The 26,252-nt window shown below is 56.9% G+C and carries 25 protein-coding genes; 16 read left to right on the top strand and 9 right to left on the bottom strand.

The annotated features are described in order from the left end of the window. Nucleotides 1-18 precede the first annotated feature (18 nt). The 3 genes from cpdA to parE are packed head-to-tail and all read left to right on the top strand — an operon-like array spanning nt 19 to nt 3,347. The gene (cpdA, locus tag ROR01S_RS06410) at nt 19-846 is read left to right on the top strand and encodes a 3',5'-cyclic-AMP phosphodiesterase (protein ID WP_004867768.1); all 828 of its coding nucleotides are present in this window, start codon (nt 19-21) and stop codon (nt 844-846) included. Next, on the top strand, nt 846-1,421 hold the full coding sequence (gene yqiA / locus ROR01S_RS06405; protein WP_004867764.1) for an esterase YqiA: 576 nt from the start codon (nt 846-848) through the stop codon (nt 1,419-1,421). The genes cpdA and yqiA overlap by 1 nt, the downstream gene beginning before the upstream one ends. Before the next feature lie 30 nt (nt 1,422-1,451). Beyond that, complete coding sequence (gene parE / locus ROR01S_RS06400) at nt 1,452-3,347, top strand: DNA topoisomerase IV subunit B (protein ID WP_004867763.1); 1,896 nt, start codon at nt 1,452-1,454, stop codon at nt 3,345-3,347. 79 nt (nt 3,348-3,426) lie between these two features. Here the strand turns inward: parE and ROR01S_RS06395 are convergent, their stop codons facing one another. The 4 genes from ROR01S_RS06395 to qseB form a co-directional block, all read right to left on the bottom strand. Next, entirely contained in the window at nt 3,427-3,741 is a 315-nt protein-coding gene (locus ROR01S_RS06395) for a putative quinol monooxygenase (RefSeq protein ID WP_004867760.1), read from the bottom strand. Nucleotides 3,742-3,776: 35 nt separating this feature from the next. Further along, nucleotides 3,777-4,358, bottom strand: coding sequence for an NAD(P)H-dependent oxidoreductase (locus ROR01S_RS06390; RefSeq protein WP_004867755.1), 582 nt, complete (start codon nt 4,356-4,358; stop codon nt 3,777-3,779). 104 nt (nt 4,359-4,462) lie between these two features. After that, nucleotides 4,463-5,803, bottom strand: coding sequence for a quorum sensing histidine kinase QseC (qseC, locus tag ROR01S_RS06385; RefSeq protein ID WP_048023352.1), 1,341 nt, complete (start codon nt 5,801-5,803; stop codon nt 4,463-4,465). After that, the gene (qseB, locus tag ROR01S_RS06380) at nt 5,800-6,459 is read right to left on the bottom strand and encodes a quorum sensing response regulator transcription factor QseB (RefSeq protein ID WP_004867751.1); all 660 of its coding nucleotides are present in this window, start codon (nt 6,457-6,459) and stop codon (nt 5,800-5,802) included. The genes qseC and qseB overlap by 4 nt, the downstream gene beginning before the upstream one ends. Before the next feature lie 150 nt (nt 6,460-6,609). Here qseB and ROR01S_RS06375 point away from each other — a divergent pair, with 150 nt between their 5' ends. From ROR01S_RS06375 to ROR01S_RS06350, 6 genes are all read left to right on the top strand, one after another. Beyond that, nucleotides 6,610-7,017: a YgiW/YdeI family stress tolerance OB fold protein gene (locus ROR01S_RS06375; RefSeq protein ID WP_004867749.1), complete on the top strand. Its 408-nt coding sequence runs from the start codon at nt 6,610-6,612 to the stop codon at nt 7,015-7,017. 72 nt (nt 7,018-7,089) lie between these two features. Next, nucleotides 7,090-7,959: an AraC family transcriptional regulator gene (locus tag ROR01S_RS06370; protein ID WP_004867747.1), complete on the top strand. Its 870-nt coding sequence runs from the start codon at nt 7,090-7,092 to the stop codon at nt 7,957-7,959. Nucleotides 7,960-8,080: 121 nt separating this feature from the next. Then, on the top strand, nt 8,081-10,342 hold the full coding sequence (gene parC, locus ROR01S_RS06365; protein ID WP_004867745.1) for a DNA topoisomerase IV subunit A: 2,262 nt from the start codon (nt 8,081-8,083) through the stop codon (nt 10,340-10,342). 321 nt (nt 10,343-10,663) lie between these two features. Next, on the top strand, nt 10,664-11,401 hold the full coding sequence (gene plsC / locus ROR01S_RS06360) for a 1-acylglycerol-3-phosphate O-acyltransferase (RefSeq protein WP_004867743.1): 738 nt from the start codon (nt 10,664-10,666) through the stop codon (nt 11,399-11,401). 85 nt (nt 11,402-11,486) lie between these two features. Further along, on the top strand, nt 11,487-12,899 hold the full coding sequence (ftsP, locus tag ROR01S_RS06355) for a cell division protein FtsP (RefSeq protein ID WP_015585703.1): 1,413 nt from the start codon (nt 11,487-11,489) through the stop codon (nt 12,897-12,899). A 122-nt stretch (nt 12,900-13,021) separates the two neighbouring features. Next, complete coding sequence (locus ROR01S_RS06350) at nt 13,022-15,205, top strand: YgiQ family radical SAM protein (protein ID WP_064356651.1); 2,184 nt, start codon at nt 13,022-13,024, stop codon at nt 15,203-15,205. Nucleotides 15,206-15,301: 96 nt separating this feature from the next. Here the strand turns inward: ROR01S_RS06350 and dkgA are convergent, their stop codons facing one another. Both dkgA and yqhD read right to left on the bottom strand, forming a co-directional pair. Next, nucleotides 15,302-16,129 (bottom strand): 2,5-didehydrogluconate reductase DkgA, encoded by an 828-nt coding sequence (dkgA, locus tag ROR01S_RS06345; RefSeq protein WP_064359216.1) that lies wholly within the window; start codon nt 16,127-16,129, stop codon nt 15,302-15,304. A 145-nt stretch (nt 16,130-16,274) separates the two neighbouring features. Then, nucleotides 16,275-17,438 carry an alcohol dehydrogenase gene (gene yqhD / locus ROR01S_RS06340; RefSeq protein ID WP_004867729.1) on the bottom strand — a complete coding sequence of 388 codons (1,164 nt, stop codon included), beginning with the start codon at nt 17,436-17,438 and terminating at the stop codon, nt 16,275-16,277. A 196-nt stretch (nt 17,439-17,634) separates the two neighbouring features. On the opposite strand from yqhD, the gene ROR01S_RS06335 reads away from it, so the two are divergent. The 4 genes from ROR01S_RS06335 (at nt 17,635) to ROR01S_RS06320 (ending at nt 21,017) form a co-directional block, all read left to right on the top strand. After that, nucleotides 17,635-18,534: an AraC family transcriptional regulator gene (locus ROR01S_RS06335; RefSeq protein WP_064359215.1), complete on the top strand. Its 900-nt coding sequence runs from the start codon at nt 17,635-17,637 to the stop codon at nt 18,532-18,534. A 307-nt stretch (nt 18,535-18,841) separates the two neighbouring features. Beyond that, complete coding sequence (modA, locus tag ROR01S_RS06330; protein WP_015585704.1) at nt 18,842-19,588, top strand: molybdate ABC transporter substrate-binding protein; 747 nt, start codon at nt 18,842-18,844, stop codon at nt 19,586-19,588. A 6-nt stretch (nt 19,589-19,594) separates the two neighbouring features. Further along, on the top strand, nt 19,595-20,407 hold the full coding sequence (locus ROR01S_RS06325; RefSeq protein ID WP_081213131.1) for an ABC transporter permease: 813 nt from the start codon (nt 19,595-19,597) through the stop codon (nt 20,405-20,407). Then, nucleotides 20,394-21,017 (top strand): ABC transporter ATP-binding protein, encoded by a 624-nt coding sequence (locus ROR01S_RS06320; RefSeq protein ID WP_064359214.1) that lies wholly within the window; start codon nt 20,394-20,396, stop codon nt 21,015-21,017. The genes ROR01S_RS06325 and ROR01S_RS06320 overlap by 14 nt, the downstream gene beginning before the upstream one ends. Nucleotides 21,018-21,046: 29 nt before the next feature. On the opposite strand, the gene yghB is transcribed toward ROR01S_RS06320, so the two are convergent. Then, nucleotides 21,047-21,706, bottom strand: a complete 660-nt coding sequence (gene yghB / locus ROR01S_RS06315) for a DedA family general envelope maintenance protein YghB (RefSeq protein WP_004867712.1) — start codon at nt 21,704-21,706, stop codon at nt 21,047-21,049. Nucleotides 21,707-21,836: 130 nt separating this feature from the next. Then, on the bottom strand, nt 21,837-23,024 hold the full coding sequence (gene metC / locus ROR01S_RS06310; protein ID WP_064359213.1) for a cystathionine beta-lyase: 1,188 nt from the start codon (nt 23,022-23,024) through the stop codon (nt 21,837-21,839). 250 nt (nt 23,025-23,274) lie between these two features. On the opposite strand from metC, the gene exbB reads away from it, so the two are divergent. The 3 genes from exbB (at nt 23,275) to ROR01S_RS06295 (ending at nt 25,070) form a co-directional block, all read left to right on the top strand. Then, nucleotides 23,275-24,006, top strand: a complete 732-nt coding sequence (exbB, locus tag ROR01S_RS06305) for a tol-pal system-associated acyl-CoA thioesterase (protein ID WP_004867704.1) — start codon at nt 23,275-23,277, stop codon at nt 24,004-24,006. A 6-nt stretch (nt 24,007-24,012) separates the two neighbouring features. Beyond that, nucleotides 24,013-24,438, top strand: a complete 426-nt coding sequence (gene exbD, locus ROR01S_RS06300) for a TonB system transport protein ExbD (RefSeq protein ID WP_004867700.1) — start codon at nt 24,013-24,015, stop codon at nt 24,436-24,438. A 137-nt stretch (nt 24,439-24,575) separates the two neighbouring features. After that, nucleotides 24,576-25,070 (top strand): TIGR00645 family protein, encoded by a 495-nt coding sequence (locus ROR01S_RS06295; protein ID WP_064359212.1) that lies wholly within the window; start codon nt 24,576-24,578, stop codon nt 25,068-25,070. Nucleotides 25,071-25,109: 39 nt separating this feature from the next. On the opposite strand, the gene mgrA is transcribed toward ROR01S_RS06295, so the two are convergent. Further along, complete coding sequence (gene mgrA, locus ROR01S_RS06290) at nt 25,110-26,150, bottom strand: L-glyceraldehyde 3-phosphate reductase (protein WP_015585708.1); 1,041 nt, start codon at nt 26,148-26,150, stop codon at nt 25,110-25,112. Nucleotides 26,151-26,252: the final 102 nt, after the last annotated feature.

The following is a 26,252-nucleotide window of genomic DNA, read 5'->3' as shown; positions in this document are numbered from 1 at the left end:
GAAACCTAAGGACACCATTTGGAAAGCCTGTTGAATCTGCCTCTGGCTGGTGAGACCAGAGTCAGGATATTACAAATTACTGATACTCACCTGTTTGCTGAAAAACATGAAACGCTGTTAGGTATCAATACCTGGGAAAGCTACCAGGCCGTGCTGGATGCCATCCATGCCTCACAGCGTCCATGCGATCTTATAGTAGCAACAGGCGATCTGGCGCAGGACCATTCAGCCGCGGCCTATCAGCACTTTGCTGAAGGTATCGCGAGTTTTGCCGCGCCCTGCGTCTGGTTGCCGGGCAATCATGACTTCCAGCCGGCGATGTATAGCACGCTGCAGGAATCAGGTATTTCCCCGGCCAAAAGGGTCTTGCTGGGCGATCGTTGGCAAATATTGCTGTTGGACAGCCAGGTGTTTGGCGTTCCCCACGGCGAGCTGAGCGACTTTCAGCTTGAGTGGCTGGAGCAGAAGCTGGCGGAAGAGCCTGAGCGTTATACGCTGCTGCTGTTGCATCATCATCCGCTCCCTTCGGGTTGTAGCTGGTTGGATCAACACAGCCTGCGGAACGCCGGGGCTCTGGATCGTGCGCTGGCCGCTTTCCCGCGCGTAAAACATTTACTCTGCGGCCATATTCACCAGGAACTGGACCTCAACTGGAACGGGCGGCGGATGATGGCCACTCCCTCGACCTGCGTACAGTTTAAGCCGCATTGCGCCAATTTTACCCTGGATACCATTTCTCCCGGCTGGCGCTGGCTGGAACTGCACGCCGACGGTACCTTGACCACGGAAGTTTGCCGCCTTAACGGCGTGAAGTTTCACCCGGATATTGCTTCAGAAGGATACTGATGGCTACGCTCCTTTATCTGCATGGTTTTAACAGTTCACCGCGGTCGGCAAAAGCGACGGCGTTGAAGGACTGGCTGACGCAGACCTTTCCCGAGATTACGATGGTGGTGCCTGAGCTACCCGCCTACCCGGCAGAAGCGGCGGAGATGCTGGAAGCCATTGTGCTGGAACGCGGCGGGGAACCGCTGGGGGTGGTGGGGTCTTCGCTGGGAGGCTACTATGCCACCTGGCTATCGCAGTGTTTTATGCTGCCGACGGTGGTGGTTAACCCGGCGGTACGCCCGTTTGAACTGCTGAACAATTTCCTTGGCCCCAATGAGAATCCGTACACGGGGCAGCAATATGTGCTAGAGTCACGCCATATTTACGATCTCAAAGTCATGCAAATCGACCCGCTGGAAGCGCCTGATTTAATCTGGCTGCTGCAGCAAACGGGCGATGAAGTGCTTGATTACCGCCAGGCCGTTGCTTACTACGCCTCATGCCGGCAGACGGTAGAGGAGGGCGGCAATCACGCATTTGTCGGCTTTGAAGATCATTTCACTCAGATTATCGATTTTCTGGGTCTGCGTTAAGCGGCCCTGGATGACCTACGAATACACACCATGACGCAATCTTCATATAACGCTGATGCCATTGAGGTACTCACCGGGCTAGAGCCGGTTCGCCGCCGTCCGGGGATGTACACTGACACAACACGTCCTAACCATCTCGGCCAGGAAGTTATTGATAACAGTGTGGATGAAGCACTGGCTGGCCATGCGAAACGCGTGGAGGTCATTCTTCATGCCGATCAATCGCTGGAAGTGATCGACGATGGACGCGGGATGCCGGTTGATATCCACCCGGAAGAAGGGGTTCCGGCGGTTGAGCTGATCCTGTGCCGGCTGCATGCGGGCGGCAAATTCTCCAGCAAGAACTACCAGTTCTCGGGTGGCCTGCACGGGGTGGGTATTTCGGTGGTCAACGCCCTGTCGAAGCGTGTGGAAGTGAACGTCCGCCGCGATGGCCAGATCTACAGCATCGCCTTCGAGAACGGCGATAAAGTTGAAGATCTTCATGTCACCGGTACCTGCGGTAAACGCAATACCGGAACCAGCGTGCATTTCTGGCCGGATGAGAGCTTCTTTGACAGTCCGCGTTTTTCCGTCTCGCGTCTGACGCATGTACTCAAAGCTAAAGCCGTGCTTTGCCCCGGGGTCGAGATTGTCTTCCGTGACCAGGTAAACAACAGCGAACAGCGCTGGTGTTACCAGGACGGCCTGACTGATTACCTGTGCGAAGCGGTGAACGGCCTGCCGCTGCTGCCGGAAAAACCGTTCGTCGGCAACTTCTCCGGCGAAACCGAAGCGGTCGACTGGGCGCTGCTGTGGCTACCGGAAGGCGGGGAGCTGCTGACCGAAAGCTACGTTAACCTGATCCCGACCATGCAGGGCGGTACCCATGTTAACGGCCTGCGCCAGGGGCTGCTCGAAGCGATGCGCGAGTTCTGTGAATATCGCAATATCCTGCCGCGCGGCGTGAAGCTGTCTGCGGAAGATATCTGGGATCGCTGTGCCTACGTGCTGTCGGTGAAAATGCAGGATCCGCAGTTTGCCGGTCAGACCAAAGAGCGCCTCTCTTCGCGTCAGTGCGCGGCGTTTGTCTCCGGGGTGGTGAAAGATGCCTTTAGCCTGTGGTTGAACCAGAACGTTCAGGCCGCGGAGCTGCTTGCCGAGATGGCCATCTCCAGCGCTCAGCGCCGGATGCGCGCTGCCAAAAAGGTGGTTCGTAAAAAGCTGACCAGCGGCCCCGCGCTGCCGGGCAAGCTGGCGGACTGTACCGCCCAGGATCTGAACCGTACCGAGCTGTTTCTGGTGGAAGGGGACTCGGCAGGCGGTTCTGCCAAGCAGGCGCGCGACCGGGAATATCAGGCGATTATGCCGCTGAAGGGTAAAATCCTTAATACCTGGGAAGTCTCATCTGATGAAGTGCTGGCCTCGCAAGAGGTGCACGACATTTCGGTGGCGATCGGTATCGATCCGGACAGCGACGACTTAAGTCAGCTCCGCTACGGCAAGATTTGTATCCTCGCGGATGCGGACTCCGATGGCCTGCACATTGCCACGCTGCTGTGTGCGCTGTTTGTGAAGCACTTCCGCACGCTGGTGAAGCACGGGCACGTCCACGTTGCGCTGCCGCCTTTGTACCGTATCGATCTCGGCAAAGAGGTTTACTACGCGCTGACGGAAGAAGAGAAAGCCGGCGTGCTGGAGCAGCTCAAACGTAAGAAGGGCAAACCGAACGTACAGCGCTTTAAAGGGCTGGGTGAGATGAACCCGATGCAGCTGCGTGAAACCACGCTTGACCCGAATACCCGCCGCCTGGTTCAGCTGATTATCAGTGATGAGGATGAGCAGCAGACTACCGCGATGATGGATATGCTGTTAGCCAAGAAACGTTCGGAAGACCGTCGTAACTGGCTGCAGGAGAAAGGGGATATGGCGGATCTGGAAGCCTGACCTGCTGTTTAAGCAGAACTGGCGCTCCGCCAGTTCTGACTCACTTCTGGTTTTTTCTTTGTGCGCAGGGTGCGCAGGCTTAAATGCCGGACTGCAGGATACGGATACTGGTCTCCAGCACGTCGCCTTTCACCGCTTCAGCGTATGCTTTCATATGCGGAGTTTGCAGATGCGCTTCAAGATGGGCAACGCTTTCCCACTGTTCAACCATGACGATCGAATCCGGAGAGGTGCTCTGGAAACTCACGCCGGCAGCGTGGTCCACCAGCGGCGCATAGCCGTGGCAGCCCTCTTCCTGTAAAACCACCGGAACAAGTTTTGCAAACTGATCAAGTACCGCCTGGCGATGATGTTGGCCCGGGCGTGTACGAATTTCTGCGATCACTGTCAACATGATTAACTCAACTCCTTCTGTATGTAGACCTTTAGTTAACCAAAAATCTGCGCCAGATGCTTGCGATATTCTGCTATGTCACGCGGAACATCCGGCATTTTAATGACGTCGTTGGCGATAAAGGTCGGCAGAGGGGTCATGCCGAGGAACTGGTTGGCTTTATGGAACGGCAGATAAACGCCGTCAACGCCCACGCCGTGGAAGAACTGATCCTTATCGGTGAAGGCATCCATCGGTGCGTTCCAGGTCAGGGAGAGCATGTATTGCTTGCCCTGAATCAAGCCGCCGGAACCATATTTCTTGCTGGCGTCGGAGCGGGTGCGTCCGTCGCTGGCATACAGCGAGCCATGCCCTTCGGTGAAGACGTCATCAATATATTTCTTCACGGTCCACGGCGCGCCCATCCACCAGCCCGGCATTTGCCAGATAACCACGTCGGCCCAGAGGAAATTCTGTACTTCTTGCCGGACGTCGTAATCGCTTTCCGCACGAACGATTTTAACATCATGCCCGGCGTCGCGCAGATAACCATCCGCGACCTCGGTCAGGGTGTCATTCAACTGGCCGTTTGAATGGGCGAATTTCTTCGCGCCGTTGATAATCAGGATGTTGCTCATTTTTTACCCTTCAGGTTTCGAGTTTGTCACTGATTTTACCCCGCGAGGCGGGGCGGTAAAATGAGCAAAATGTGCAAAGTCTTTTGCGTTAATTGCAATAATTGCTACCAGCGCACGCGCGCCGCGAAACCGCCTTCGGGCGCGTTGCTGAAGTCTACCGTCATCCGGTGCAGCGCGGCAATGCGGCGGACGATAGATAATCCCAGCCCGCTACCGGGCTCATCCTGGCCGGGAGGGCGATAGAAGCGCTCGCCGATACGCGCCAGCGCCTCGGGGCTGACGCCCGGGCCATTATCGCGAACGGAAAACTCACGGGCATCAAGAGTGATATCGACCTGGCTGCCGCGCGGGCTGTAACGTACGGCGTTATCCAGCAGATTGCGCACCAGCAGACTCAGCAGCAGCGGCTGGCCCGGCTGCATGACCTGAGTTGCGTTCAGGTGCAGGCGAAGCTCAATGCCCGCCTGCTGCGCAGAGTGGTACATCTCCATGACCGACGATTGCAGCAGCTCATCGATGGCTATCGTATGCACATCATCAAGCTGCGCCAGAGAATCGAGGCGCGACAACGTTAAAAGCTGGTCTACCAGCCGGGTTGCGCGGTCAATTCCTTCATGCAGCTGCGCCAGCGCTTTCTCCCGCCCCTGCGGGTCGTCCATTGATAGCTGAGCGACTTCAGTCTGCACTTTCAGGGCTGCAAGCGGGCTGCGCAGCTCGTGTGCGGCATCGGAGGTAAACCGGCGCTCGCGTATCATGGTGTCATGCGTACGAGCAAACAGCTGATTCAGGGCATCGACCAGCGGCCGGACTTCACTGGGCACCTTGTCGACGTTAAGCGATTCCGCCGAGTCCGGCGCGCGCAGACGCAGCGTTCTGGCCAGCTGTTTTAACGGCGCCAGCTCCCGGCTCAATAGCACAATCAGCAGCAGGAACATCAGCGGCAGCGCCACCAGCCAGGGAGTCAGCTGGGAGGTGACGATATCCAGCGCCATTTCCCGCCGGTAGTCCCACTCCTGACCCACGACAATACGGTAGCGGCCATCGCCGGTGGTTAGCTGCAGGAAGCGCCATTCATCATCATCGTTATTCAGATAGCCATCGCTGAAGCCTTCCCGACGATTCTGCCACGGGATGTCCTGACCATTCTCGCCGTCGTGAAGCAGGCGCTTGCCGTCGGCCGTGAAAATCACGAACGCCAGCGCGTCGTCATCGAGGTGGCCGTGCTTGATCTTCTTTTTTGTCCGCACCGGCACCGTGAGCGTATGCAGCTCGTCGAAATTCATGGCGCTCAGTCGGCGGGCAAACAGCAGCTGTTGGGTATCAAAGAGCTTATCCAGTTTTTCCGTGGTTTGTTGCCAGGCAAAAAAGCAGGCGATGCCCCAGGCCGCGCTGGTCAGCAGGAAAAACAGGAGCGTCAGGCGGACGCGCAGGCTAAGTCGTTTCATGCATCACCGAGGGTATAGCCGATACCGTGAACGGTACGAATAAATTCACTGCCGAGCTTGCGGCGCAGGTGATGAACGTGCACCTCGACCGCATTGCTGGAGACATCGTCATCCCAAGTATAGAGTTTCTCTTCAATGAGCTTGCGCGGCAGCACACGTCCGACATTGCGCATCAGCAGCTCCAGCAAGGCGAACTCTTTTGGCTTCAGCGCCAGGTTGTCGCCGTTCACCGTTACGGTCAGACCAATGGGATCGAGCGCAACGTGGCCATGGCGCAGCTCGCTGCTGCTCTGGCCGTGGGTGCGACGAATCAGGGCCTCCAGACGGGCGGCAACTTCAATCAGCGCGAAAGGTTTACACAGATAGTCATCGGCGCCGAGGCGCAGCCCTTCAACCCGCTGGCTGAGCGCATCGCGGGCCGTGAGGATCAGTACCGGCTCGTGGCGGCCCTGATTACGCCATTCGCGCAGGATATCCAGCCCGTCGATGCCGGGCAGCGTCAGGTCGAGGATCGCCGCGTCATAGGGCGCCGTATAGAGCGCGGTTTTGCCCTCTTCGCCGCGGGTAAACCAGTCGATGCTGAAGCCCATTTTTGTCAGCCCGACTTTAATGCCATCGCCGATGAGCTTGTCGTCTTCCACCAGTAAAATGCGCATTGGCCGCTCCTGTGGCTGTCATGAGTACGCGCAGTAAACCGCGTTGCGGCAGGCGCTGTACAGTAATAAAATTTCTTTTTTCTGCTTAAGAAGTCGTTAAGTTTTGCCTGATGTAATCATGGTCATATAACCAGACAAGGAGAACATCTTATGAAGAAAATGGCTGCAATGACCGCGATCGTCGCTTTAATTTCGATGCCGGTGCTGGCTGCTGAACAAGGTGGTTTTAACGGACCGGGTGCGACGCAAACCAGCCAGACGTCTACGCAAAAAGGCGGTTTTATTGGCCCGAGCGGGAGCGTAACGACGGTGGAAAACGCCAAATCCTTGCGGGATGACACCTGGGTGACCCTGCGCGGTAAAATCGTGCAGCGGATTTCCGACGATCTGTATAAATTCCAGGATGCTTCCGGGACGGTGAATGTGGATATTGACCATAAACGCTGGAACGGCCTGACCGTCACACCGCAGGACACCGTTGAGATCCAGGGGGAGGTCGACAAAGACTGGAACTCGGTCGAAATCGATGTGAAGCAGATTACTAAAGTCACCCCGTAAGCGCGACATCGCGCAAGATCGGTCAGGAATCGCTATCCTCGCTCTGCCAGAGTATGTCCGGAGGAGGAGACGATGAACGAGACCAGAACCAGCCCGGCGTACGCCGGGCGTTTTCAGCGCGTGTGTTTATACATTGAGCGTCATCTGGATGAACCCCTGTCGCTGGAGACGCTGAGCGCGATCGCGCACAGCTCGCCGTATCACTTTCACCGGCAATTCACTGCCTGTAGCGGCGTACCGCTATATCGCTATATCCAGTGGCTGCGTCTGCGCCGCGCCTGCTGGCGTCTGGCGTTCAGGCCGCAGGATAAAATCATCGATATTGCCCTTGATGCCGGGTTTCAGAATCCGGAATCGTTCAGTCGTGCCTTCCGTGCCGCGTTCGCTCAAAGCCCCAGCCAGTTCCGTCAACAGCCGGACTGGCAGGAGTGGCATCGACGCGTTCCGAAACATACGTTACAGGAGCAACATCCGATGGTGGTTAAAATAGTCCAGTTCCCTGAGACGCAGGTGGCGATGTTGCGCCACCGCGGCAGTCCTGATTTGGTCAATGCTACGGCGGCGCAGTTTATCGCCTGGCGCAAGGCGAGCGGGTTATCGCCGGTCGCCACCAGCGCGACCTGGGGCGTGTCGTGGGACGATCCCGCGGCCACCCCCGCTGACGATTTCCGTTTTGATATCTGCGGGTCGGTCAGCGAACCGATCGCGGAAAACGCCTTTGGCGTGGTGAATGGCACCATTCCGGGCGGGCGATGCGCAGTGGCGCGCCATCACGGCTCGCTGGATACGCTCGCGCAAAGTATCTGGTCTCTCTACCGCGACTGGCTACCGACGTCGGGCGAAACGCCACGCGATTTTCCGCTGTTTTTTCGTTACCTCAACTTCGTGCATGAAGTCGGCGAACACGAGCTACAGACCGATATTTATCTGCCGTTACGCTGATTAGCGCCAGCGGAATCCTCAGCCGATCTCACGGCCTGTGACTCAGGGCGTGAGATCGGGTATTATCGCGGGTAGTTTTGCCGCCCGCACGGTCGGTACGCAGATTGAGGATTCACGATTAATGAGCGATATGGCAGAGCGCCTTGCGCTGCATGAATTTACGGAAAATGCTTACCTGAACTATTCCATGTACGTCATCATGGACAGGGCGTTGCCGTTTATTGGCGATGGTCTGAAGCCGGTCCAGCGTCGCATCGTTTACGCGATGTCTGAGCTGGGGCTGAACGCCAGCGCGAAGTTCAAAAAGTCCGCCCGCACCGTGGGTGATGTGCTGGGTAAATATCACCCGCACGGCGATAGCGCATGCTATGAAGCTATGGTGCTGATGGCGCAGCCATTCTCCTACCGCTACCCGCTGGTGGATGGGCAGGGGAACTGGGGGGCGCCGGACGATCCTAAATCCTTCGCCGCGATGCGTTATACCGAATCCCGTTTGTCGAAGTATGCGGAACTGCTGCTGGGCGAACTGGGGCAGGGAACCGTCGACTGGGTGCCGAACTTCGACGGGACGATGCAGGAGCCGAAAATGCTGCCTGCGCGTCTGCCGAATATCCTGCTGAACGGCACTACCGGCATCGCCGTCGGTATGGCAACCGATATTCCTCCGCACAACCTGCGTGAAGTGGCGCAGGCTGCCATTACGCTGATCGAAAAACCGCAGACCTCGCTCGACGAACTGCTGGATATCGTTCACGGGCCAGACTACCCGACCGAAGCCGAAATCATTACTCCACGCGCGGAGATCCGCAAAATCTACCAGAACGGTCGCGGTTCGGTGCGGATGCGTGCGGTATGGAAAAAAGAGGACGGCGCGGTAGTGATTACGGCGTTGCCGCATCAGGTTTCCGGCGCCCGCGTGCTGGAACAGATTGCCGCTCAGATGCGCAACAAAAAGCTGCCGATGGTTGACGATCTGCGCGATGAGTCGGACCACGAAAACCCGACGCGCCTGGTGATCGTCCCGCGTTCGAATCGCGTGGATATGGAACAGGTGATGAATCATCTGTTTGCGACCACCGATCTTGAAAAAAGCTATCGCATCAACCTGAACATGATCGGCCTCGACAATCGTCCGGCGGTAAAAAACCTGCTGGAGATCCTCGCGGAATGGCTGACCTTCCGCCGCGATACCGTGCGTCGTCGTCTGAACTACCGGCTGGAGAAAGTGCTCAAGCGTCTGCACATCCTCGAAGGTTTGCTGGTCGCGTTCCTCAACATTGATGAAGTGATTGAAATTATCCGCCACGAGGATGAACCGAAGCCGGCCCTGATGTCGCGTTTTGGCATCAGCGAAACCCAGGCGGAAGCGATCCTTGAGCTGAAACTGCGTCACCTCGCCCGACTGGAAGAGATGAAGATCCGCGGCGAGCAGAGCGATCTGGAAAAAGAGCGCGATCAGCTGCAGGCGATTCTGGCCTCTGAACGGAAGATGAACAACCTGCTGAAGAAAGAGCTGCAGGCCGACGCCGAAACCTTCGGCGACGATCGTCGTTCACCGCTGCGCGAGCGCGAAGAAGCAAAAGCGATGAGCGAGCATGACATGCTGCCGTCTGAACCGGTGACCATCGTGCTGTCGCAAATGGGCTGGGTGCGGAGCGCCAAAGGCCACGATATTGACGCGCAGGGCCTGAGTTATAAAGCCGGCGATAGCTGGAAGGCGTCGTCGAAAGGCAAGAGCAACCAGCCGGTGGTGTTTATTGATACCACCGGGCGTAGCTACGCCATCGATCCCATTACGCTGCCGTCGGCACGCGGTCAGGGTGAGCCGATTACCGGCAAACTGACGCTACCGCCGGGCGCCAGCATTGAACATATGCTGATGGAAAGCGACGATCGCAAGCTGCTGATGGCCTCCGACGCCGGCTACGGTTTCGTCTGTACCTTTAACGATCTGGTGGCGCGCAACCGCGCAGGCAAGGCGCTGATTACGTTGCCGGATAACGCGCGCGTCATGGCGCCGCTGGTGATTGAGGATGATTCAGACATGCTGCTGGCGATCACCGCTGCCGGACGCATGCTGATGTTCCCGGTCAGCGACTTACCGCAGCTGTCGAAAGGTAAGGGGAATAAGATTATCAATATTCCGTCGGCGGAAGCGGCTTCCGGTCAGGATGGCCTGGCGCACCTGTTCGTGCTGCCGCCGCAGAGCACGCTGACTATCCACGTCGGGAAACGCAAAATTAAACTGCGTCCCGAAGAGCTGCAAAAAGTCACTGGTGAACGCGGTCGTCGCGGCTCGCTGATGCGCGGACTGCAGAAAATCGATCGTGTGGAAATCGATTCGCCGCGTCGGGCATCGTCGGCGGGCGATAGCGAAGAGTAAGATGAGCCTCCCCTGCTATCCGGTAGGGGAAGCTAAAATTTGCCGCAAAATCGTTGTTTATTCAGGTGTTGCGATTAACAATAGGCGCAAAATCATTCAAGATACGTCGGGGCGGCCAGCAAATGACACCCGACGCCTGCAATCTGCTAAACAGCGAGTCAGTACCCTTTACACGTGAGTTGCGCTGAAATGCAACGACGAGCGTGTCAGGCGTGTCGTGCACGTGCGGTCACGATGTACCGGGCGATATCGCCGTTCGCGCGCATACGAGCTGAAGTTTAACGGGTATCATTCTAAGCGGTTTGGGTTTTAGAGGTAGCTATGCTATTTATTTTTCGACTAATTGTTGTTGTTATTTATTGTCTCTTTGTGTGCATATTTGGCTGTATTTACTGCTTGTTCAGCCCGCGTAATCCTAAACACGTGGCCACCTTCGGGCATCTGTTTGGCCGGCTCTCTCCGCTGTTCGGCCTGAAGGTCGAAACGCGTAAGCCTGCTGATGCAGAGAGCTATGGCAATGCGATCTACATCGCTAACCATCAGAACAACTATGATATGGTGACGGCATCAAATATCGTACAGCCGCCGACCGTGACCGTGGGTAAAAAGAGCCTGGTGTGGATCCCGTTTTTTGGTCTGCTCTACTGGTTGACGGGGAACCTGCTGATTGACCGTAATAACCGGGCGAAAGCGCATGGCACTATCTCGCAGGTCGTCAATACGTTTAAAAAACGCAAAATCTCTTTCTGGATGTTCCCGGAAGGTACGCGCAGCCGCGGTCGCGGTTTGCTCCCCTTTAAAACCGGCGCTTTCCACGCGGCGATTGCCGCTGGCGTACCGATTATTCCGGTGTGCGTTTCCAATACTTCGAATAAAATTAACCTCAATCGCCTGAACAATGGTCTGGTGATTGTCGAAATGCTGCCGCCGGTCGATACCAGCCAGTTTGGTAAAGAGGGCGTACGTGCGCTGGCAACGCACTGCCGCGAGCTGATGGCGGCGAAGATTGAAGAGCTGGATCGCGAGGTTGCTGAACGCGAAGCGGCGGCAAAGAAATAAACCAGGAACTGCCGCGATAATGCGAGCACAGGGCTAGCGGGAAACGAATTCCCTTTTTGATGAGTTAGTATTCCATGGAGTTAATATGTCACTCAGTCGGCGTCAGTTTATTAAGGCTTCAGGCGTAGCGCTGTGCGCGGGAGCCGTGCCGCTGAACGCACATGCCGCCGGCCAGCAGCCAGCCTTGCCGGTTCCACCGCTGCTGGAATCCCGCCGCGGCCAGCCGCTGTTTTTAACTCTGCAGCGGGCGCACTGGTCATTTACCCCGGGAACGCGCGCCTCGGTATGGGGCGTGAACGGTCGCTATCTCGGGCCGACGATCCGCGTGTGGAATGGCGATGATGTTAAGCTCATTTACAGCAACCGCCTGACGGAAAACGTCGCCATGACCATTCGGGGCCTGCAGGTTCCCGGTCCGCTGATTGGCGGCGCGGCGCGAATGATGTCGCCGAACGCCGACTGGGCGCCGGTGCTGCCGATTCGCCAGAGTGCCGCCACGCTGTGGTATCAGGCGAATACCCCGAACCATATGGCCAGACAGGTCTATAACGGTCTGGCGGGCATGTGGCTGGTGGAAGATGAAATCAGCAAAAATCTCCCGGTACCTAATCACTATGGCGTGGATGACTTCCCGGTGATTATTCAGGACAAGCGGCTGGATAATTTCGGTACCCCGGAATACAGCGAACCCGGCAGCGGCGGTTTTGTCGGCGATACGCTGCTGGTGAACGGCGTACAGAGTCCGTATGTCGAAGTGTCGCGCGGCTGGGTGCGCCTGCGTCTGCTGAACGCCTCTAACTCCCGCCGCTATCAGCTGCAGATGAGCGATGGCCGGCTGATACACGTTATCTCCGGCGATCAGGGCTTTTTACCTGCGCCGGTGTCACTGAAACAGCTGTCGTTGGCCCCCGGCGAACGGCGAGAAATTCTGGTGGATATGACCAACGGCGATGAGGTGTCGATTACCTGCGGCGAAGCGGCGAGCATCGTTGATCGTATCCGTGGCTTCTTCGAACCGTCGAGCATCCTGATTTCTACGCTGCTATTAACGTTGCGTCCGACGGGCCTGCTGCCGCTGGTTACCGATAGTCTGCCGGTGCGTTTGCTGCCGACGGAGTTCCTGTCCGGTACGCCGCTTCGCTCACGGGATATCTCTCTGGGCGACGATCCGGGCATTAACGGTAATCTGTGGGATCCGCAGCGCATTGATATCACCGCCCAGCAGGGCACCTGGGAGCGCTGGACCGTGCGCGCCGATCGGCCGCAGTCGTTCCATATAGAAGGGGTGATGTTCCAGGTGCGTAACGTGAACGGGTCCGCGCCGTTCCCGGAGGATCGCGGCTGGAAAGATACCGTCTGGGTCGACGGGCAGGTGGAGCTGCTGGTGTACTACGCGCAGCCTTCCTGGCCGCATTTCCCGTTCCAGTTCCTGAGCCAGACGCTGGAGCTTGCCGACCGTGGTTCCATTGGCCAGATGCTGGTCAATCCCGCACCGTAATGCCTCATACCCTGACCGGATCGCGGTCAGGGTATAAGAAAATCTCCCTTCATTTCCATCATCGATCCGGCTTATAATCGCCGCCCTTTGATTATTTTTTTATCATTTTTTCCGGAAGCAATATGAGCGCAATATCCCTGATCCAACCGGATCGTGACCTTTTTTCCTGGCCGCAGTATTGGGCCGCCTGCTTTGGCCCGGCGCCATTTTTACCAATGTCACGCGAAGAGATGGATCAACTTGGCTGGGATAGCTGCGACATTATCCTGGTCACCGGCGATGCGTATGTCGACCATCCGAGCTTCGGAATGGCGATCTGCGGACGCATGCTGGAAGCGCAGGGATTCCGCGTCGGGATTATTTCCCAGCCTGACTGGAACAATAAAAATGACTTTATGCGCCTCGGCAAACCGAACCTGTTCTTCGGGGTCACCGCCGGCAATATGGACTCGATGATCAACCGCTACACCGCTGACCGTAAGCTGCGCCACGATGATGCTTATACCGCGGGCAATGTTGCCGGTAAACGTCCTGACCGCGCCACGCTGGTCTATACCCAGCGCTGTAAAGAAGCGTGGAAGGATGTCCCGGTTATCCTCGGGGGAATCGAGGCCAGCCTGCGTCGTACCGCGCATTATGATTACTGGTCTGATACCGTGCGCCGTTCGGTGCTGGTGGACTCGAAAGCCGATATGCTGATGTTCGGCAACGGCGAGCGTCCGCTGGTGGAAGTGGCGCATCGTCTGGCTGCCGGTGAGCCGATTGGCCAAATTCGCGACGTGCGTAATACCGCCATTATGGTCAAAGAGGCGCTGCCGGGCTGGAGCGGTGTGGACTCTACCCGTCTGGATACGCCGGGTAAAATTGACCCGATCCCGCACCCGTATGGCGAAGACCTGCCGTGCGCGGATAACAAAACCGTTGCGCCGCCAAAACAAGAAGCCAAACGTGTTACCGTTCAACCGCCGCGTCCGAAGCCGTGGGAAAAAACCTACGTCCTGCTGCCTTCCTTTGAGAAGGTGAAAGGGGACAAGGTGCTGTACGCGCACGCGTCACGTATTCTGCATCATGAGACCAACCCGGGCTGCGCGCGCGCGTTAATGCAAAAGCACGGCGAGCGTTATATCTGGGTTAACCCACCGGCAATCCCGCTGTCGACCGAAGAGATGGACAGCGTGTTTGCGCTGCCGTATAAGCGCGTCCCGCACCCGGCATATGGCGACAGCCGTATTCCGGCGTACGAGATGATTCGTTTCTCGATAAACATTATGCGCGGCTGTTTCGGCGGCTGTTCTTTCTGCTCCATCACCGAGCATGAAGGGCGCATCATTCAGAGCCGTTCCGAAGATTCGATCATCAACGAGATCGAAGCGATTCGCGACACGGTTCCCGGCTTTACCGGTGTTATCTCCGATCTTGGCGGCCCGACAGCCAACATGTATATGCTGCGCTGCAAGTCGCCGCGTGCGGAACAAACCTGTCGCCGTTTATCCTGCGTCTATCCGGATATCTGTCCGCACATGGATACCAACCATGAGCCAACGATCAATCTGTATCGTCGCGCCCGCGATCTGAAAGGGATTAAAAAAATCCTCATCGCCTCTGGCGTGCGCTATGACATCGCCGTCGAGGATCCGCGCTACATCAAAGAGCTGGCGACTCACCACGTTGGCGGCTATCTGAAGATTGCCCCGGAACATACGGAAGAAGGCCCGCTGTCAAAAATGATGAAGCCGGGTATGGGAAGCTATGACCGCTTTAAAGAGCTGTTCGATACCTATTCGAAGCAGGCGGGCAAAGAGCAGTACCTGATCCCATACTTTATCTCTGCGCACCCGGGGACTCGTGATGAAGATATGGTGAACCTGGCCCTGTGGCTGAAAAAACACCGTTTCCGTCTCGACCAGGTCCAGAACTTCTATCCGTCGCCGCTGGCCAACTCGACCACCATGTATTACACCGGCAAGAACCCGCTGGGTAAGATTGGCTATAAGAGTGAAGACGTTGTAGTGCCGAAAGGCGACAAACAGCGCCGTCTGCATAAAGCGCTGTTGCGTTACCACGATCCGGCGAACTGGCCGCTGATTCGTCAGGCGCTGGAGAGCATGGGTAAGAAGCATCTGATTGGATCGCGCCGCGACTGTCTGGTTCCTGCACCAACGCTGGATGAGATGCGTGAAGCGCGTCGTCAGAACCGCAATACCCGCCCGGCGTTAACCAAACATACGCCCATTGTGCATCAGCGTTCGAACGGTGGGGAGACGGCGAAGAAGCCCGTAAAACGCGGCAAGGTCGCCAGCCGTTAAGTCTGTTGTATGGCCCGGTGGCGCTGCGCTTTCCGGGCCGGTAAACGGTGAATCACAGGCCGGATCGGCGTCAGCGCCATCCGGCCTGTTTGCGCTCTATCCGCCGAACTGATCCGGATCCGGTCCCAGACGTTTGTTCTGGTCCAGTTTTGCCATCTCACTCAGCTCGTCTTTATCGAGACGGAAATCCCAGACGTTGAAGTTCTCCGCAATACGCGCCGGCGTTACGGATTTCGGAATCACCACCAGCCCATTGTCCAGGTGCCAGCGGATAACAATCTGCGCGGGCGTTTTACCGTATTTATCCGCGAGATGGTGAACAATTTTCCGATCGAAAACGCCTTCTCCCCCCTGCGCCAGCGGGCTCCAGGATTCCGTCTGAATTTTATGCGTGGCGTTCCAGGCATGAAGCTGACGTTGCTGTAGCAAAGGGTGAAGCTCTACCTGGTTTATCACCGGCACGATGCCGGTTTCATCGAGCAGCCGCTGGAGATGGTGTACCTGGAAGTTACAAACGCCGATGCTTTTGACCAGCCCCTCTTTTTGCAGCTCAACCATGCCTTTCCAGGCGTCAACATAGTGGTCAATCGCCGGAACCGGCCAGTGCATAAGATAGAGATCGACATAATCGAGCTGCAGCTTGCTCAGGCTCTCTTGCAGCGCTTCACGAGGCCGTTTTTGGTCGTCGTTCCACAGTTTCGTGGTGATAAACAGCTCATCGCGGGGGACGCCTGCGCTGCGCAACGCATTGCCGACACCGGTCTCATTTTGGTATGCGGCGGCGGTGTCAAAAGAGCGATAACCGACTTCCAGCGCCTTATGAATGGCGGAGACGACTTCCTCGTTGCCTGCTTTCCACACGCCGAGACCCAGTTGTGGCATCAGGTTGCCGTCGTGCAGTTTTATAACGGTTGGATGTGTCATGCCTTCCTCCTGTTAATGAAACTCAGCGGTATACATTCCGCTAAGGGGTAGCATTAAGTCTGGACGAAATAGCTAAAAACGGTAGTAAAACTCTTCTCCTTCCCACAAGTTCACGGGAAGGAGAGGAGGGGGAGAAAGGGAAAACTTAGCGTGCAGCCTCGTAAATCCGGCGGCTGACCTCAAGGGTGATATCCTGATTTTCACCCAGCGCCGTCATGCCGTGTTCTTCCAGTTTAGCCAGTAATGCCGGGATGGAGCTACCGTCCAGCCCGTAGTCGGAAAGACGGGTCGGTACGCCAAGCTGTTCGAAGAAGTTACGCGTCGCGGCGATAGCGGCATCGATACGTTCGTCTTCAGAGCCCTCGGTAATATTCCAGACGCGAGCGGCATACTGCAGCAGCTTCGCGCGTTTAGTCTCGCGTTTTTCATTCCACAATACTGGCAGCACGATGGCCAGCGTCTGGGCATGATCGAGGCCATGCATCGCGGTCAGCTCATGACCCAGCATGTGCGTTGCCCAGTCCTGGGGAACGCCGGCGCCGATCAGGCCGTTTAGCGCCTGGGTCGCGGCCCACATAATATTGGCGCGAACGTCGTAATTTTCCGGCTCCTTCAGCGCTTTCGGACCCTCTTCAATCAGGGTCAGCAGAATGCCTTCGGCGAAGCGATCCTGAATTTTGCCATCAACCGGGTAGGTAACGTACTGCTCAACGGTATGGACAAATGCGTCAACCACGCCGTTGGCCACCTGACGCGGTGGCAGGGTATAGGTATAAACCGGATCGAGGATCGCAAACACCGGCTGCACATGAGAAGACATGAAGGCGCGTTTGTCGCCGGTCGTTTTACGTGAAACCACGGCGCCTTTATTGGATTCGGAACCGGTTGCCGGCAGCGTCAGCACGGAGCCCATCGGGATCGCACTTTTCACGTGGCTGCCGTAGGTTTCGAGAATTTCCCACGGATCGACGTTCTCGTCATAGTGCGCCGCCGCGGCGATGAATTTGGTGCCATCTAGTACCGAACCACCGCCGACGGCGAGCAGGAAGGTGACGTTTTGTTCACGGGCGATTTTCACCGCGTTCATCAGCGTTTCGTAAGAGGGGTTTGGTTCAATCCCGCCAAACTCCAGAACGTCGAAGCCGTTCAGAGCGTTGAGGACCTGATCGAGCACGCCGGTTTTTTTCACGCTGCCGCCGCCGTAGGTCACCAGAATCCGGGCATCCGCCGGGATTTGGTCGCGCAGGTTAGCGATGGCGCCTTTACCAAACAGGATGCGGGTTGGGGTATGTAGATCGAAATTGTTCATTATTCGTGCCCTCAAAAAAAGAAAACTGCCGACTGAGAGGATGCCTCGGCCAGATGACGGTCATTGTGGTCCTGTCGCCGGTTCCTCTCAATGCACATTCCTGCCGTTGTCTTGCCCATTTCTCCACCGGGCTGGAGAAAAGGCAGAAATATGCGCACAATGCAGGGGTGAGAAAACGTCTGGAGAAGCACCGAAAATGAACCGCGCCGAGATATGCCAGCTGTTGACGGAAAAGGTTAATGCACTGAAAGATAACGAAGAAAACCTCAGCTTGCTGCTGCCAGATATTCGTCTGTTGTACGGCACGCAGCCGGGGACTCGCACGCCGGTGATGTACCAGCCAGGCATTGTTTTTCTCTTTTCAGGTCATAAAATTGGCTACATCAATGAGCGGACTTTTCGCTATGACACCAATGAATACCTGCTGTTGACGGTCCCCCTGCCGTTTGAGTGCGAGACCTTCGCAACGCCAGAGGTGCCGCTTGCGGGATTGCGCCTGAATGTGGATATTCTTCAGCTGCAGGAGCTGCTGATGGACATTGGCGAGGACGCGCTGTTTCAGCCCTCGATGGCCTCCAGCGGCATCAACTCGGCGGCGTTATCGGACGAGATCCTGTGTGCCGCGGAGAGGCTGCTGGATGTGATGGAGCGGCCGCTGGATGCGCGTATCCTTGGCAAACAGATCATCCGCGAGATCCTCTATCACGTGCTTACCGGGCCATGCGGCGGGGCGCTGCTGGCGCTGGTCAGCCGACAAACCCACTTCAGCCTGATTAGCCGTGTTCTGAAGCGCATTGAAAGCCAGTACACCGAAAACCTCAGCGTCGATCGGCTGGCGGCGGAAGCCAATATGAGCGTCTCGGCGTTTCATCATAATTTCAAATCGGTGACCAGCACCTCGCCGCTGCAGTATCTCAAAAGCTATCGCTTACATAAGGCGCGGATGCTGATGATTCATGACGGGATGAAAGCCAGCGCCGCGGCGATGCGCGTCGGTTACGAGAGCGCGTCGCAGTTCAGCCGTGAGTTTAAACGCTACTTTGGCATGACGCCGGGAGAAGATGCGGCGCGAGTGCGCAGCATGCAGGGGGCCTGATTTGGTTGCCGCGGGCGCGAAGCCGGTTCCGGCCGCGGCTGGTTTTATTTGTTTCCTGCCGCCGGCGAGGCAAATTTCGTCCTTTTTTTAACGCCTGCGCTCTTTTTTTAACCTCTCTTTTGATTTTGGCCAACTCCCTTATCGATATATACCTGATTATATAGCGAATGATTTTTGCCCAGCCGACCGTCCCAGCCGGGGAATATCATCGGCAGGCGCTTCGGCGCCGTATTGCGCCAGCGTTTGGCGGATAACGCCATGCAATCGTTACTCAATTAACGCTATCAATACGCAGGGAAAATGGGATATGAAAATAATAAAGTGGATCGTTATCGCCCTGGCGGCGCTCGGTAGCCCGCTCGCTTTTGCCGCTGAGCTGCATCTGTACGCGGGTGCCGGACTGCGTGTCCCGGTCGATCAAATTGTCGCCAGGTATGAAAAAGAGAGCGGCAACACGGTGATCGTCGAGTATGGCGGCTCCGGCCAGATCCTGACGCGTTATCAGCTTACGCAGCAGGGCGATCTTTTCCTCCCCGGTTCGGCCGATTACGTCGAAAAACTCCGGCAGCAGGGGAAAGTGGCGGCCGCCTTCCCCCTCGTGCACCACACCCCGGTAATGGCCGTGCGTAAAGATAAGGCGGCGGGTATCGACTCCTATGCCGCGCTGGCCGATAGCTCGCTGAAAATTGGCATGGGCGATCCCCAAAGCATCGCGTTAGGCAAAAGCGGTGAGAAGCTGCTGGAGGCCACGGGATATGGCGAAGCGCTGCGTCAAAAGGTGGTGGTTCGCACCGCGACGATCAAACAGCTGGTGCTCTATTTGCTGAACGGCGACGTTGACGCCGCGGTGATCGGCCGAACGGATGCGGTAAAAAACCGGCAGCAGCTGGTTCTGCTGCCGGTGCCGGCGAATACGCCGGATGAGGTGGCAACGCTTGCGGTGCTGCGGACCAGTCAGCACCCCGAGGAAGCCCGTCAGCTGGCGAACGCTTTTACCTCCGCGCAGGGGATAAAAACGTTTACCGACCTCGGCTATCTGCCGCTGGAAAAGTAAACCCAGATGGCTAATCGTCAGGTAAATTCTCTGGCCGGGCTGATGTTTGCGCCGCTCTGTCTGCTGCTGATGCTGGTTGTCGGCTCGCTGCTGTCGCTGGTATTCGAACTGGACTTGGCCACCCTCATGCAGGTCTTGCAGGAGCCGGAGCTGCACTTTGCCATCGCGATGTCGGTGGGCACCGCCTTGCTGTCGCTTCTGCTGGCGCTGCTGATCGGGATACCCGCCGCGTGGGTGATGGCGAGAACCGCCTTCCGCGGGAAAGGTATTATCGACGCGCTGCTGGATATTCCGCTGGTGACGCCGCCGCTGATCGTCGGCATTGGGCTACTGCTGTTGCTGGGTCAGCGCGGGCCGCTGAACGGTATCTTTCCGCAGCTCTCCGCGCTGCTCTTCTCTCCGCTGGGCGTGATTATCGCCCAGACCTACGTTGCCAGCGCGATAGTGGTACGGGCGGCGAGCGCCGCATTCTCATCGCTCGACCCGGCATTTATCGCCACGGCGCATAACCTTGGGCTGACGCCAGTCCGCACGCTGCTGCTGGTTGAAATCCCGCTGTGCTGGCCCTCCCTGCTGAGCGGCGGCGTGCTGGCGCTGGCCAGGGCACTGGGGGAGTTTGGTGCGACCCTCATGCTGGCAGGGGCGATCCGCTTTAAAACGGAAACCCTGCCCATGGCGGTGTACCTGAATATTGCCAGCGGCGATTTTTCACTGGCGATAGGCTGCTCGCTGCTGCTGATTGCGCTGGCAGGGCTGCTGCTGGTGATTCTGCAGCGGATCCAACGACTCTATAAAGCGAGAGAGTATGCTGCGCGTTGAAAATGTCACCACGCGGATTTTGCAGGGGATAAGCTTCCGCGTGCCGGAGGGACGCTGTGTGGCGATCGCCGGGCCGTCCGGGAGTGGCAAGACCACCATGCTGAACGCGATTGCCGGAGCGCTTCCTTATCAGGGAACGATTTATCTTGCCGGACAGCGCCTTGACGACCTGCCGCCATGGCAAAGGCCGTGCCGCTATCTCAACCAGCGTCTTTACCTTTTTCCTTACCTGACGGTTCGCGGCAACCTCGCGCTGGCGCAGTACGCGGCGGGCCTTCCACGGGTCAAGAAGGAGCAGATGGATCTGCTGGAAGAGATGGGCATCGCTCACCTGGCGGAGCGCTATCCGCGGCAGATTTCCGGCGGGGAGCAGCAGCGGGCGGCGCTCTCCAGGGCGCTGATCTCCCGCCCCAGGCTGCTGCTGCTGGACGAGCCTTTCTCAAGCCTCGATCGCGGGACCCGTGTCCGGCTATGGGAAGCGGTGCGTTCTCTGCGACGCCATGCGGTGACGGTGGTGCTGGTGACGCACGAACCGAAAGAAGCGGCGGCGTTGGCTGACAGGAGGCTGGTGTTACTCAACGGCAGGCTGGTTAGCGAGGGGGGAGAATAAGGGAGGGCCCCTCCCTTATTTATGCTTTATTACGCGCTGCAGAACTTTTTCTTAATGACCACTACCAGGGTACCCACCAGCCCGGCCACCAGCAGCGCGATTGGCAGAATCATCAGGCAGGTCATGACCTGGTCTTCATGTCGCTTCACAAACGGGATCATGCTGAGCGCATAGCCCAGACCGGTAACCACGCCGACCCACAGCAGCGCGCTGAGCCAGTTGAAGAACTGAAAGCGGCGGTTGGAGAGCCCGGAAATGCCGGCCATCGTTGGCAGCAGGGTGCGCACGAAGGCGAGGAAACGACCGGCCAGCAGCGCCAGAAGACCATGTTTATCAAACATACAGGTCGCACGTTGATGGTACTTCTGCGGCAGATGGGCGAGCCAGCCTTTAACGGTTTCGGTATTGCCAAGCCAGCGTCCCTGCAGATAGCTCAGCCAGCAGCCGAGGCTGGCAGCGGCGGTAAGGATGGCAAGAGTCGGCACAAAGTCCATGACGCCTTTGGCTATGAGCGCACCGGCGAGCAGCAGCAGGCTGTCCCCGGGTAAAAATGACGCGGGCAGCAGACCGTTTTCCAGAAACAATGTCATGAACATGACCAGATATACAACGCCCACGACCTGGGGGTTTGCCAGCGCGGCAAAATCATGTTGCCACAGGGCGGCGACAATCTCTTGAATGACAACCATGGACTTTCCTAAGTGGTACCGTATTTTTGACTAGTGTACTCCTGAAGAGCCCCGAACACCTTGATCTCGGGCGCAACAAAAGCGGCCGCCTTACGCAGAACGTCCGCTATTGTTGCCACTCGCTGCCACTTTACACGATACGGGAGAAGCCTGCCGCTAAATCCGCCAGCAGATCGTCAACATTTTCTAAACCGATATGGACGCGAATCAGCGTGCCGCTGAAATCGACTTCAGCTTCCGGACGAATTGAGGCGATTTGTTCCGGCTGGTTAGCCAGAATCAGCGATTCAAAACCGCCCCAGGAGTAGGCCATGCTGAACAAGCTGAAGTTGTCGAGGTATGCAGCAAGCTCGGCGTCGGTCAGACGTTTATTGAGGACAAAAGAGAACAGGCCGCTGCTGCCGGTAAAATCGCGCTGCCAGAACTCGTGGCCTTTGCTGCCCGGTAGCGCAGGGTGATTGACGCACGCGACCTGCGGATGTTGCGCCAGCCATTCGGCGATACGCAGGCTGCTTTCATGATGCTGACGCAGGCGCACGCCAAGGGTGCGCAGGCCGCGGCTGGTCATATAGGCGGTATCCGCATCGACCATTTGCCCCATCAGGTAGGCGTTTTCCCGCAGCTGATCCCAACAGCGTGCGTTGGATACCGCGGTGCCGACCATCGCATCAGAGTGGCCTATCAGGTATTTCGTCCCGGCCTGGATGGAGATATCGACGCCAAAATCCAGCGCTTTAAACAGCACGCCGGCAGCCCAGGTGTTGTCGATCATGATAATCGCCTGTGGGGCAACGCGGCGTACGGCGGCAACGATTGCCGGAACGTCGTGAACTTCCATGGTGATAGAGCCGGGAGACTCGAGGAACACCACCCGGGTGTTTGGCTGAATCTGGCGGGCGATATCGGCGCCAATCAGCGGATCGAACCAGCTGGTGGTGACGCCGAGCTTCGCGAGGATTTTAGAGCAAAAGTCCTGGCTGGGCTCATACGCGGTGTTGGTCATCAGGACATGGTCGCCCTGTTCAACGAAGGCCAGAATAGTATTGGCAACGGCTGCGGCGCCGCAGGGAAACAGCGCGCACCCGGCGCCACCTTCCAGTTCACACATGGCTTCCTGTAACGAAAAGTGGGTCAATGTCCCGCGACGGCCGTAAAACAGCTCGCCTTTTGCCCGGTTGCGGGTGGCGTGCTTTTTGGCTTCGACAGTCTCGAACACCAGCGATGAAGCACGCTGAATCACGCTGTTGACCGAGCCCTGAGTATATTTTTTACTGCGCCCGGCATTGACCAGCGCGGTATCAAGATGTTTATCAGCCATGTTTTTTTACCTGGTTTTATACGTCTGGACGTCTAAACTAACATGAATGGCCCAACCTGTACCGGGGAATGGCCGATACGGGCAAAAATTTTGCGAAATCCGCGGTCGGCCACTTTTTTACTGCGTAAGCGCAAGGAATCTAAACGTGATTTGCTGCACAGTGTAAATACTAATGAGAACCACTATCAATTCGATGCTTTTTTGATATTATTGTGCTCAGATTTTGTGATTGACGTCCTGGAGATTCAGCGTGGGTAATAATTTGATGCAGGCGGACCTGTCCGTTTGGGGTATGTATCATCATGCCGATATTGTCGTTAAGGTCGTGATGATTGGCCTGATTTTGGCGTCGATAGTCACTTGGGCTATCTTTTTCGGCAAAGGTGCTGAAATGCTCTCCAGTAAGCGCCGTCTCAAGCGCGAACAGCAGTTGCTCGGCGAGGCTCGTTCTCTCGATCAGGCCAGCGATATCGCCAGCAGTTTCCACCCGAAAAGCTTAAGCACCCAGCTTATCAACGAAGCACAGAACGAGCTGGCGCTCTCTGAAGGCGTCGAAGATAACGAAGGGATTAAAGAGCGTACCGGTTTCCGCCTTGAGCGTCGCGTGGCGTTCGTCGGCCGTTACATGGGCCGCGGCAACGGTTATCTGGCGACCATCGGGGCGATTTCCCCGTTCGTCGGCCTGTTTGGTACCGTCTGGGGGATCATGAACAGCTTCATCGGCATTGCGCAGACGCAGACTACCAACCTTGCGGTCGTTGCACCGGGCATCGCTGAAGCGCTGCTGGCAACGGCTATCGGCCTGTTTGCGGCGATTCCTGCCGTGGTTATCTATAACATTTTTGCCCGCATGATCGGTAGCTACAAAGCGTCGCTCGGCGATGTTGCCGCGCAGGTGCTGCTGCTGCAAAGCCGTGACCTGGATCTGAGCGCCAGCGGCGTAAAACCGGTCCGTACCGCGCAAAAATTACGAGTAGGTTAATGCTTTATGGCAATGCATTTTAACGAAAACCTCGATGATAACGGCGAAATGCATGACATCAACGTCACGCCGTTTATCGACGTCATGCTGGTGCTGTTGATCATCTTTATGGTGGCGGCACCGCTGGCGACCGTGGATGTGAAGGTCAACCTTCCGGCCTCCTCAAGTCAGCCGCAGCCGCGTCCGGAAAAGCCGATTTATCTGTCGGTGAAAGCGGATAAAACGATGTTCCTCGGCAACGATCCCATTACCGAAGAGAGCATGATCGGCGCGCTGGATTCGCTGACTGAAGGGAAGAAAGATACCACCGTCTTCTTCCGCGCGGACAAAACCGTGGATTATGAGACGATGATGAAGGTCATGGATACCCTGCACCAGGCGGGTTATCTGAAGATTGGTCTGGTGGGTGAAGAAACCGTAAAAGCGAAATAACCCCCCCCGACGACGCTTCTCAGGCTGGCCATGCGCCAGCCTTTTTTTATGCCTGACGCTCAGCGGCGGGAGGTTGCAATCGCCACGGCGGGTTGCGATATAATGCCGAACGTTTTTTTGTTAACTCACAGGATCTTATGGAACGCTTTCTGGAAAATTCTATGTATGCCTCACGCTGGTTGTTGGCGCCGGTTTATTTTGGTCTTTCGCTCGGGCTGATTGCGCTGTCGATCAAATTTTTTCAGGAGATTTTCCACATACTGCCGCACATCTTCAGCGTGGGCGAGTCGGAGCTGATTCTGACGCTGCTGTCGCTGGTCGATATGACGCTGGTAGGCGGTCTGCTGGTGATGGTGATGTTCTCCGGCTACGAAAATTTTGTCTCCCAGCTGGATATCAATGAAGGTAAAGAAAAGCTCAGCTGGCTGGGCAAAATGGATGCCACCTCCCTGAAAAATAAAGTGGCGGCGTCGATTGTTGCAATCTCCTCTATCCATCTGCTGCGGGTGTTTATGGACGCGAAAAACGTACCGGACAACAAGCTGATGTGGTACGTCATTATCCACCTGACCTTTGTGCTGTCGGCGTTTGTGATGGGCTATCTCGATCGTCTGACCAAGGGCAAGCACTAATACACTAGCCCGCCGGCGCAGAGCCGCCGGGCAGGTGACTTATTTATCCGACGAGGTTTGCCATAAATTGAGCTGACCATCCGCGACGTGCTGGTCAATCTGCGCCAGCTCTTCTGCGCTAAACGTCAGATTTTTTAGCGCCTGTACGTTCTCCTCCAGCTGCTGTGGGCGGCTGGCGCCAATCAGCACCGACGTGACCCGACGATCCTTCAGCAGCCAGCTCAGCGCCATTTGCGCCATACTCTGCCCGCGGCTGTGGGCCATCTCCTGCAGTAAGCGCAGGCTGTTCAGATTTGACTCACTGAGCATATTTTCCGTCAGCCCGCGCGCTCTTTTCCCTTCGTAGAACATCCGCGAACCCTCCGGGATCTGCTGTAGATATTTACCGGTCAGCAGGCCCTGCGCCAGCGGCGTAAAGGCGATACAGCCGACGCCGTTCTCCTCCAGCGTATCCAGCAGTCCGCTGGTATCGACCCAGCGGTTGAGCAGGTTATAAGACGGCTGGTGAATAAGCAGCGGGATCTTCCAGTCGCGCAAAAGTGCGGCCATTTGCTGCGTTCGTTCCGGCGAATAGGAGGAGATACCGACATACAAGGCTTTACCGCTCTGTACCGCCTGCGCCAGGGCTGCGGCAGTCTCTTCCATCGGCGTATTTTCATCGACGCGATGCGAATAGAAAATATCGACGTAATCCAGTCCCATCCGCTGCAGGCTCTGGTCGAGGCTGGCGAGCAGATATTTTCGCGAACTACCGTTGCCATAGGGGCCTGGCCACATGGAATAGCCTGCTTTCGTCGCCACAATCAGCTCGTCGCGGTAGGCGGCAAAATCCTCGCGCAGCAGGCGGCCAAAGTTTTCCTCCGCGCTGCCGGGCGGCGGCCCGTAGTTATTCGCCAGATCGAAATGGGTAATGCCCAGGTCAAAGGCCTTGCGTAGCAGGGCGCGTTGGTCATCCAGCGCGTGACCGTGACTAAAGTTGTGCCACAGTCCCAACGACAAAAGGGGCAACTGCAGGCCGCTTTTACCGCAGTAGCGGTACTGCATGCAATCGTAGCGGGTGGCGTCAGCTAACCAGGACATGATCTCTCCTTATAAATTAAAACGTCGTTTCCATTTTAACTGGTATGGCACGCCGGCAGCGTTTGCTGGATCACAATGCGTAAGATTGCTGGCGTCACCGCG

The organism is Klebsiella ornithinolytica NBRC 105727 = ATCC 31898 (assembly GCF_001598295.1).
Classification (GTDB): domain Bacteria; phylum Pseudomonadota; class Gammaproteobacteria; order Enterobacterales; family Enterobacteriaceae; genus Klebsiella; species Klebsiella ornithinolytica.
This window is presented reverse-complemented; position numbering and strand designations above follow the sequence as displayed.

Coding starts and splice junctions, on each gene's coding strand:
- ftsP (WP_015585703.1), top strand. CDS start 11,487: ATGTCACTCAGTCGGCGTCAGTTTATTAAGGCTTCAGGCGTAGCGCTG.
- ROR01S_RS06390 (WP_004867755.1), bottom strand. CDS start 4,358: ATGAGCAACATCCTGATTATCAACGGCGCGAAGAAATTCGCCCATTCA.
- yghB (WP_004867712.1), bottom strand. CDS start 21,706: ATGGTTGTCATTCAAGAGATTGTCGCCGCCCTGTGGCAACATGATTTT.
- ROR01S_RS06335 (WP_064359215.1), top strand. CDS start 17,635: ATGAACCGCGCCGAGATATGCCAGCTGTTGACGGAAAAGGTTAATGCA.
- yqiA (WP_004867764.1), top strand. CDS start 846: ATGGCTACGCTCCTTTATCTGCATGGTTTTAACAGTTCACCGCGGTCG.
- parC (WP_004867745.1), top strand. CDS start 8,081: ATGAGCGATATGGCAGAGCGCCTTGCGCTGCATGAATTTACGGAAAAT.
- dkgA (WP_064359216.1), bottom strand. CDS start 16,129: ATGACACATCCAACCGTTATAAAACTGCACGACGGCAACCTGATGCCA.
- ROR01S_RS06325 (WP_081213131.1), top strand. CDS start 19,595: ATGGCTAATCGTCAGGTAAATTCTCTGGCCGGGCTGATGTTTGCGCCG.
- modA (WP_015585704.1), top strand. CDS start 18,842: ATGAAAATAATAAAGTGGATCGTTATCGCCCTGGCGGCGCTCGGTAGC.
- qseB (WP_004867751.1), bottom strand. CDS start 6,459: ATGCGCATTTTACTGGTGGAAGACGACAAGCTCATCGGCGATGGCATT.
- ROR01S_RS06370 (WP_004867747.1), top strand. CDS start 7,090: ATGAACGAGACCAGAACCAGCCCGGCGTACGCCGGGCGTTTTCAGCGC.
- mgrA (WP_015585708.1), bottom strand. CDS start 26,150: ATGTCCTGGTTAGCTGACGCCACCCGCTACGATTGCATGCAGTACCGC.
- metC (WP_064359213.1), bottom strand. CDS start 23,024: ATGGCTGATAAACATCTTGATACCGCGCTGGTCAATGCCGGGCGCAGT.
- plsC (WP_004867743.1), top strand. CDS start 10,664: ATGCTATTTATTTTTCGACTAATTGTTGTTGTTATTTATTGTCTCTTT.
- ROR01S_RS06395 (WP_004867760.1), bottom strand. CDS start 3,741: ATGTTGACAGTGATCGCAGAAATTCGTACACGCCCGGGCCAACATCAT.
- ROR01S_RS06295 (WP_064359212.1), top strand. CDS start 24,576: ATGGAACGCTTTCTGGAAAATTCTATGTATGCCTCACGCTGGTTGTTG.
- ROR01S_RS06375 (WP_004867749.1), top strand. CDS start 6,610: ATGAAGAAAATGGCTGCAATGACCGCGATCGTCGCTTTAATTTCGATG.
- parE (WP_004867763.1), top strand. CDS start 1,452: ATGACGCAATCTTCATATAACGCTGATGCCATTGAGGTACTCACCGGG.
- qseC (WP_048023352.1), bottom strand. CDS start 5,803: ATGAAACGACTTAGCCTGCGCGTCCGCCTGACGCTCCTGTTTTTCCTG.
- yqhD (WP_004867729.1), bottom strand. CDS start 17,438: ATGAACAATTTCGATCTACATACCCCAACCCGCATCCTGTTTGGTAAA.
- exbD (WP_004867700.1), top strand. CDS start 24,013: ATGGCAATGCATTTTAACGAAAACCTCGATGATAACGGCGAAATGCAT.
- ROR01S_RS06350 (WP_064356651.1), top strand. CDS start 13,022: ATGAGCGCAATATCCCTGATCCAACCGGATCGTGACCTTTTTTCCTGG.
- ROR01S_RS06320 (WP_064359214.1), top strand. CDS start 20,394: ATGCTGCGCGTTGAAAATGTCACCACGCGGATTTTGCAGGGGATAAGC.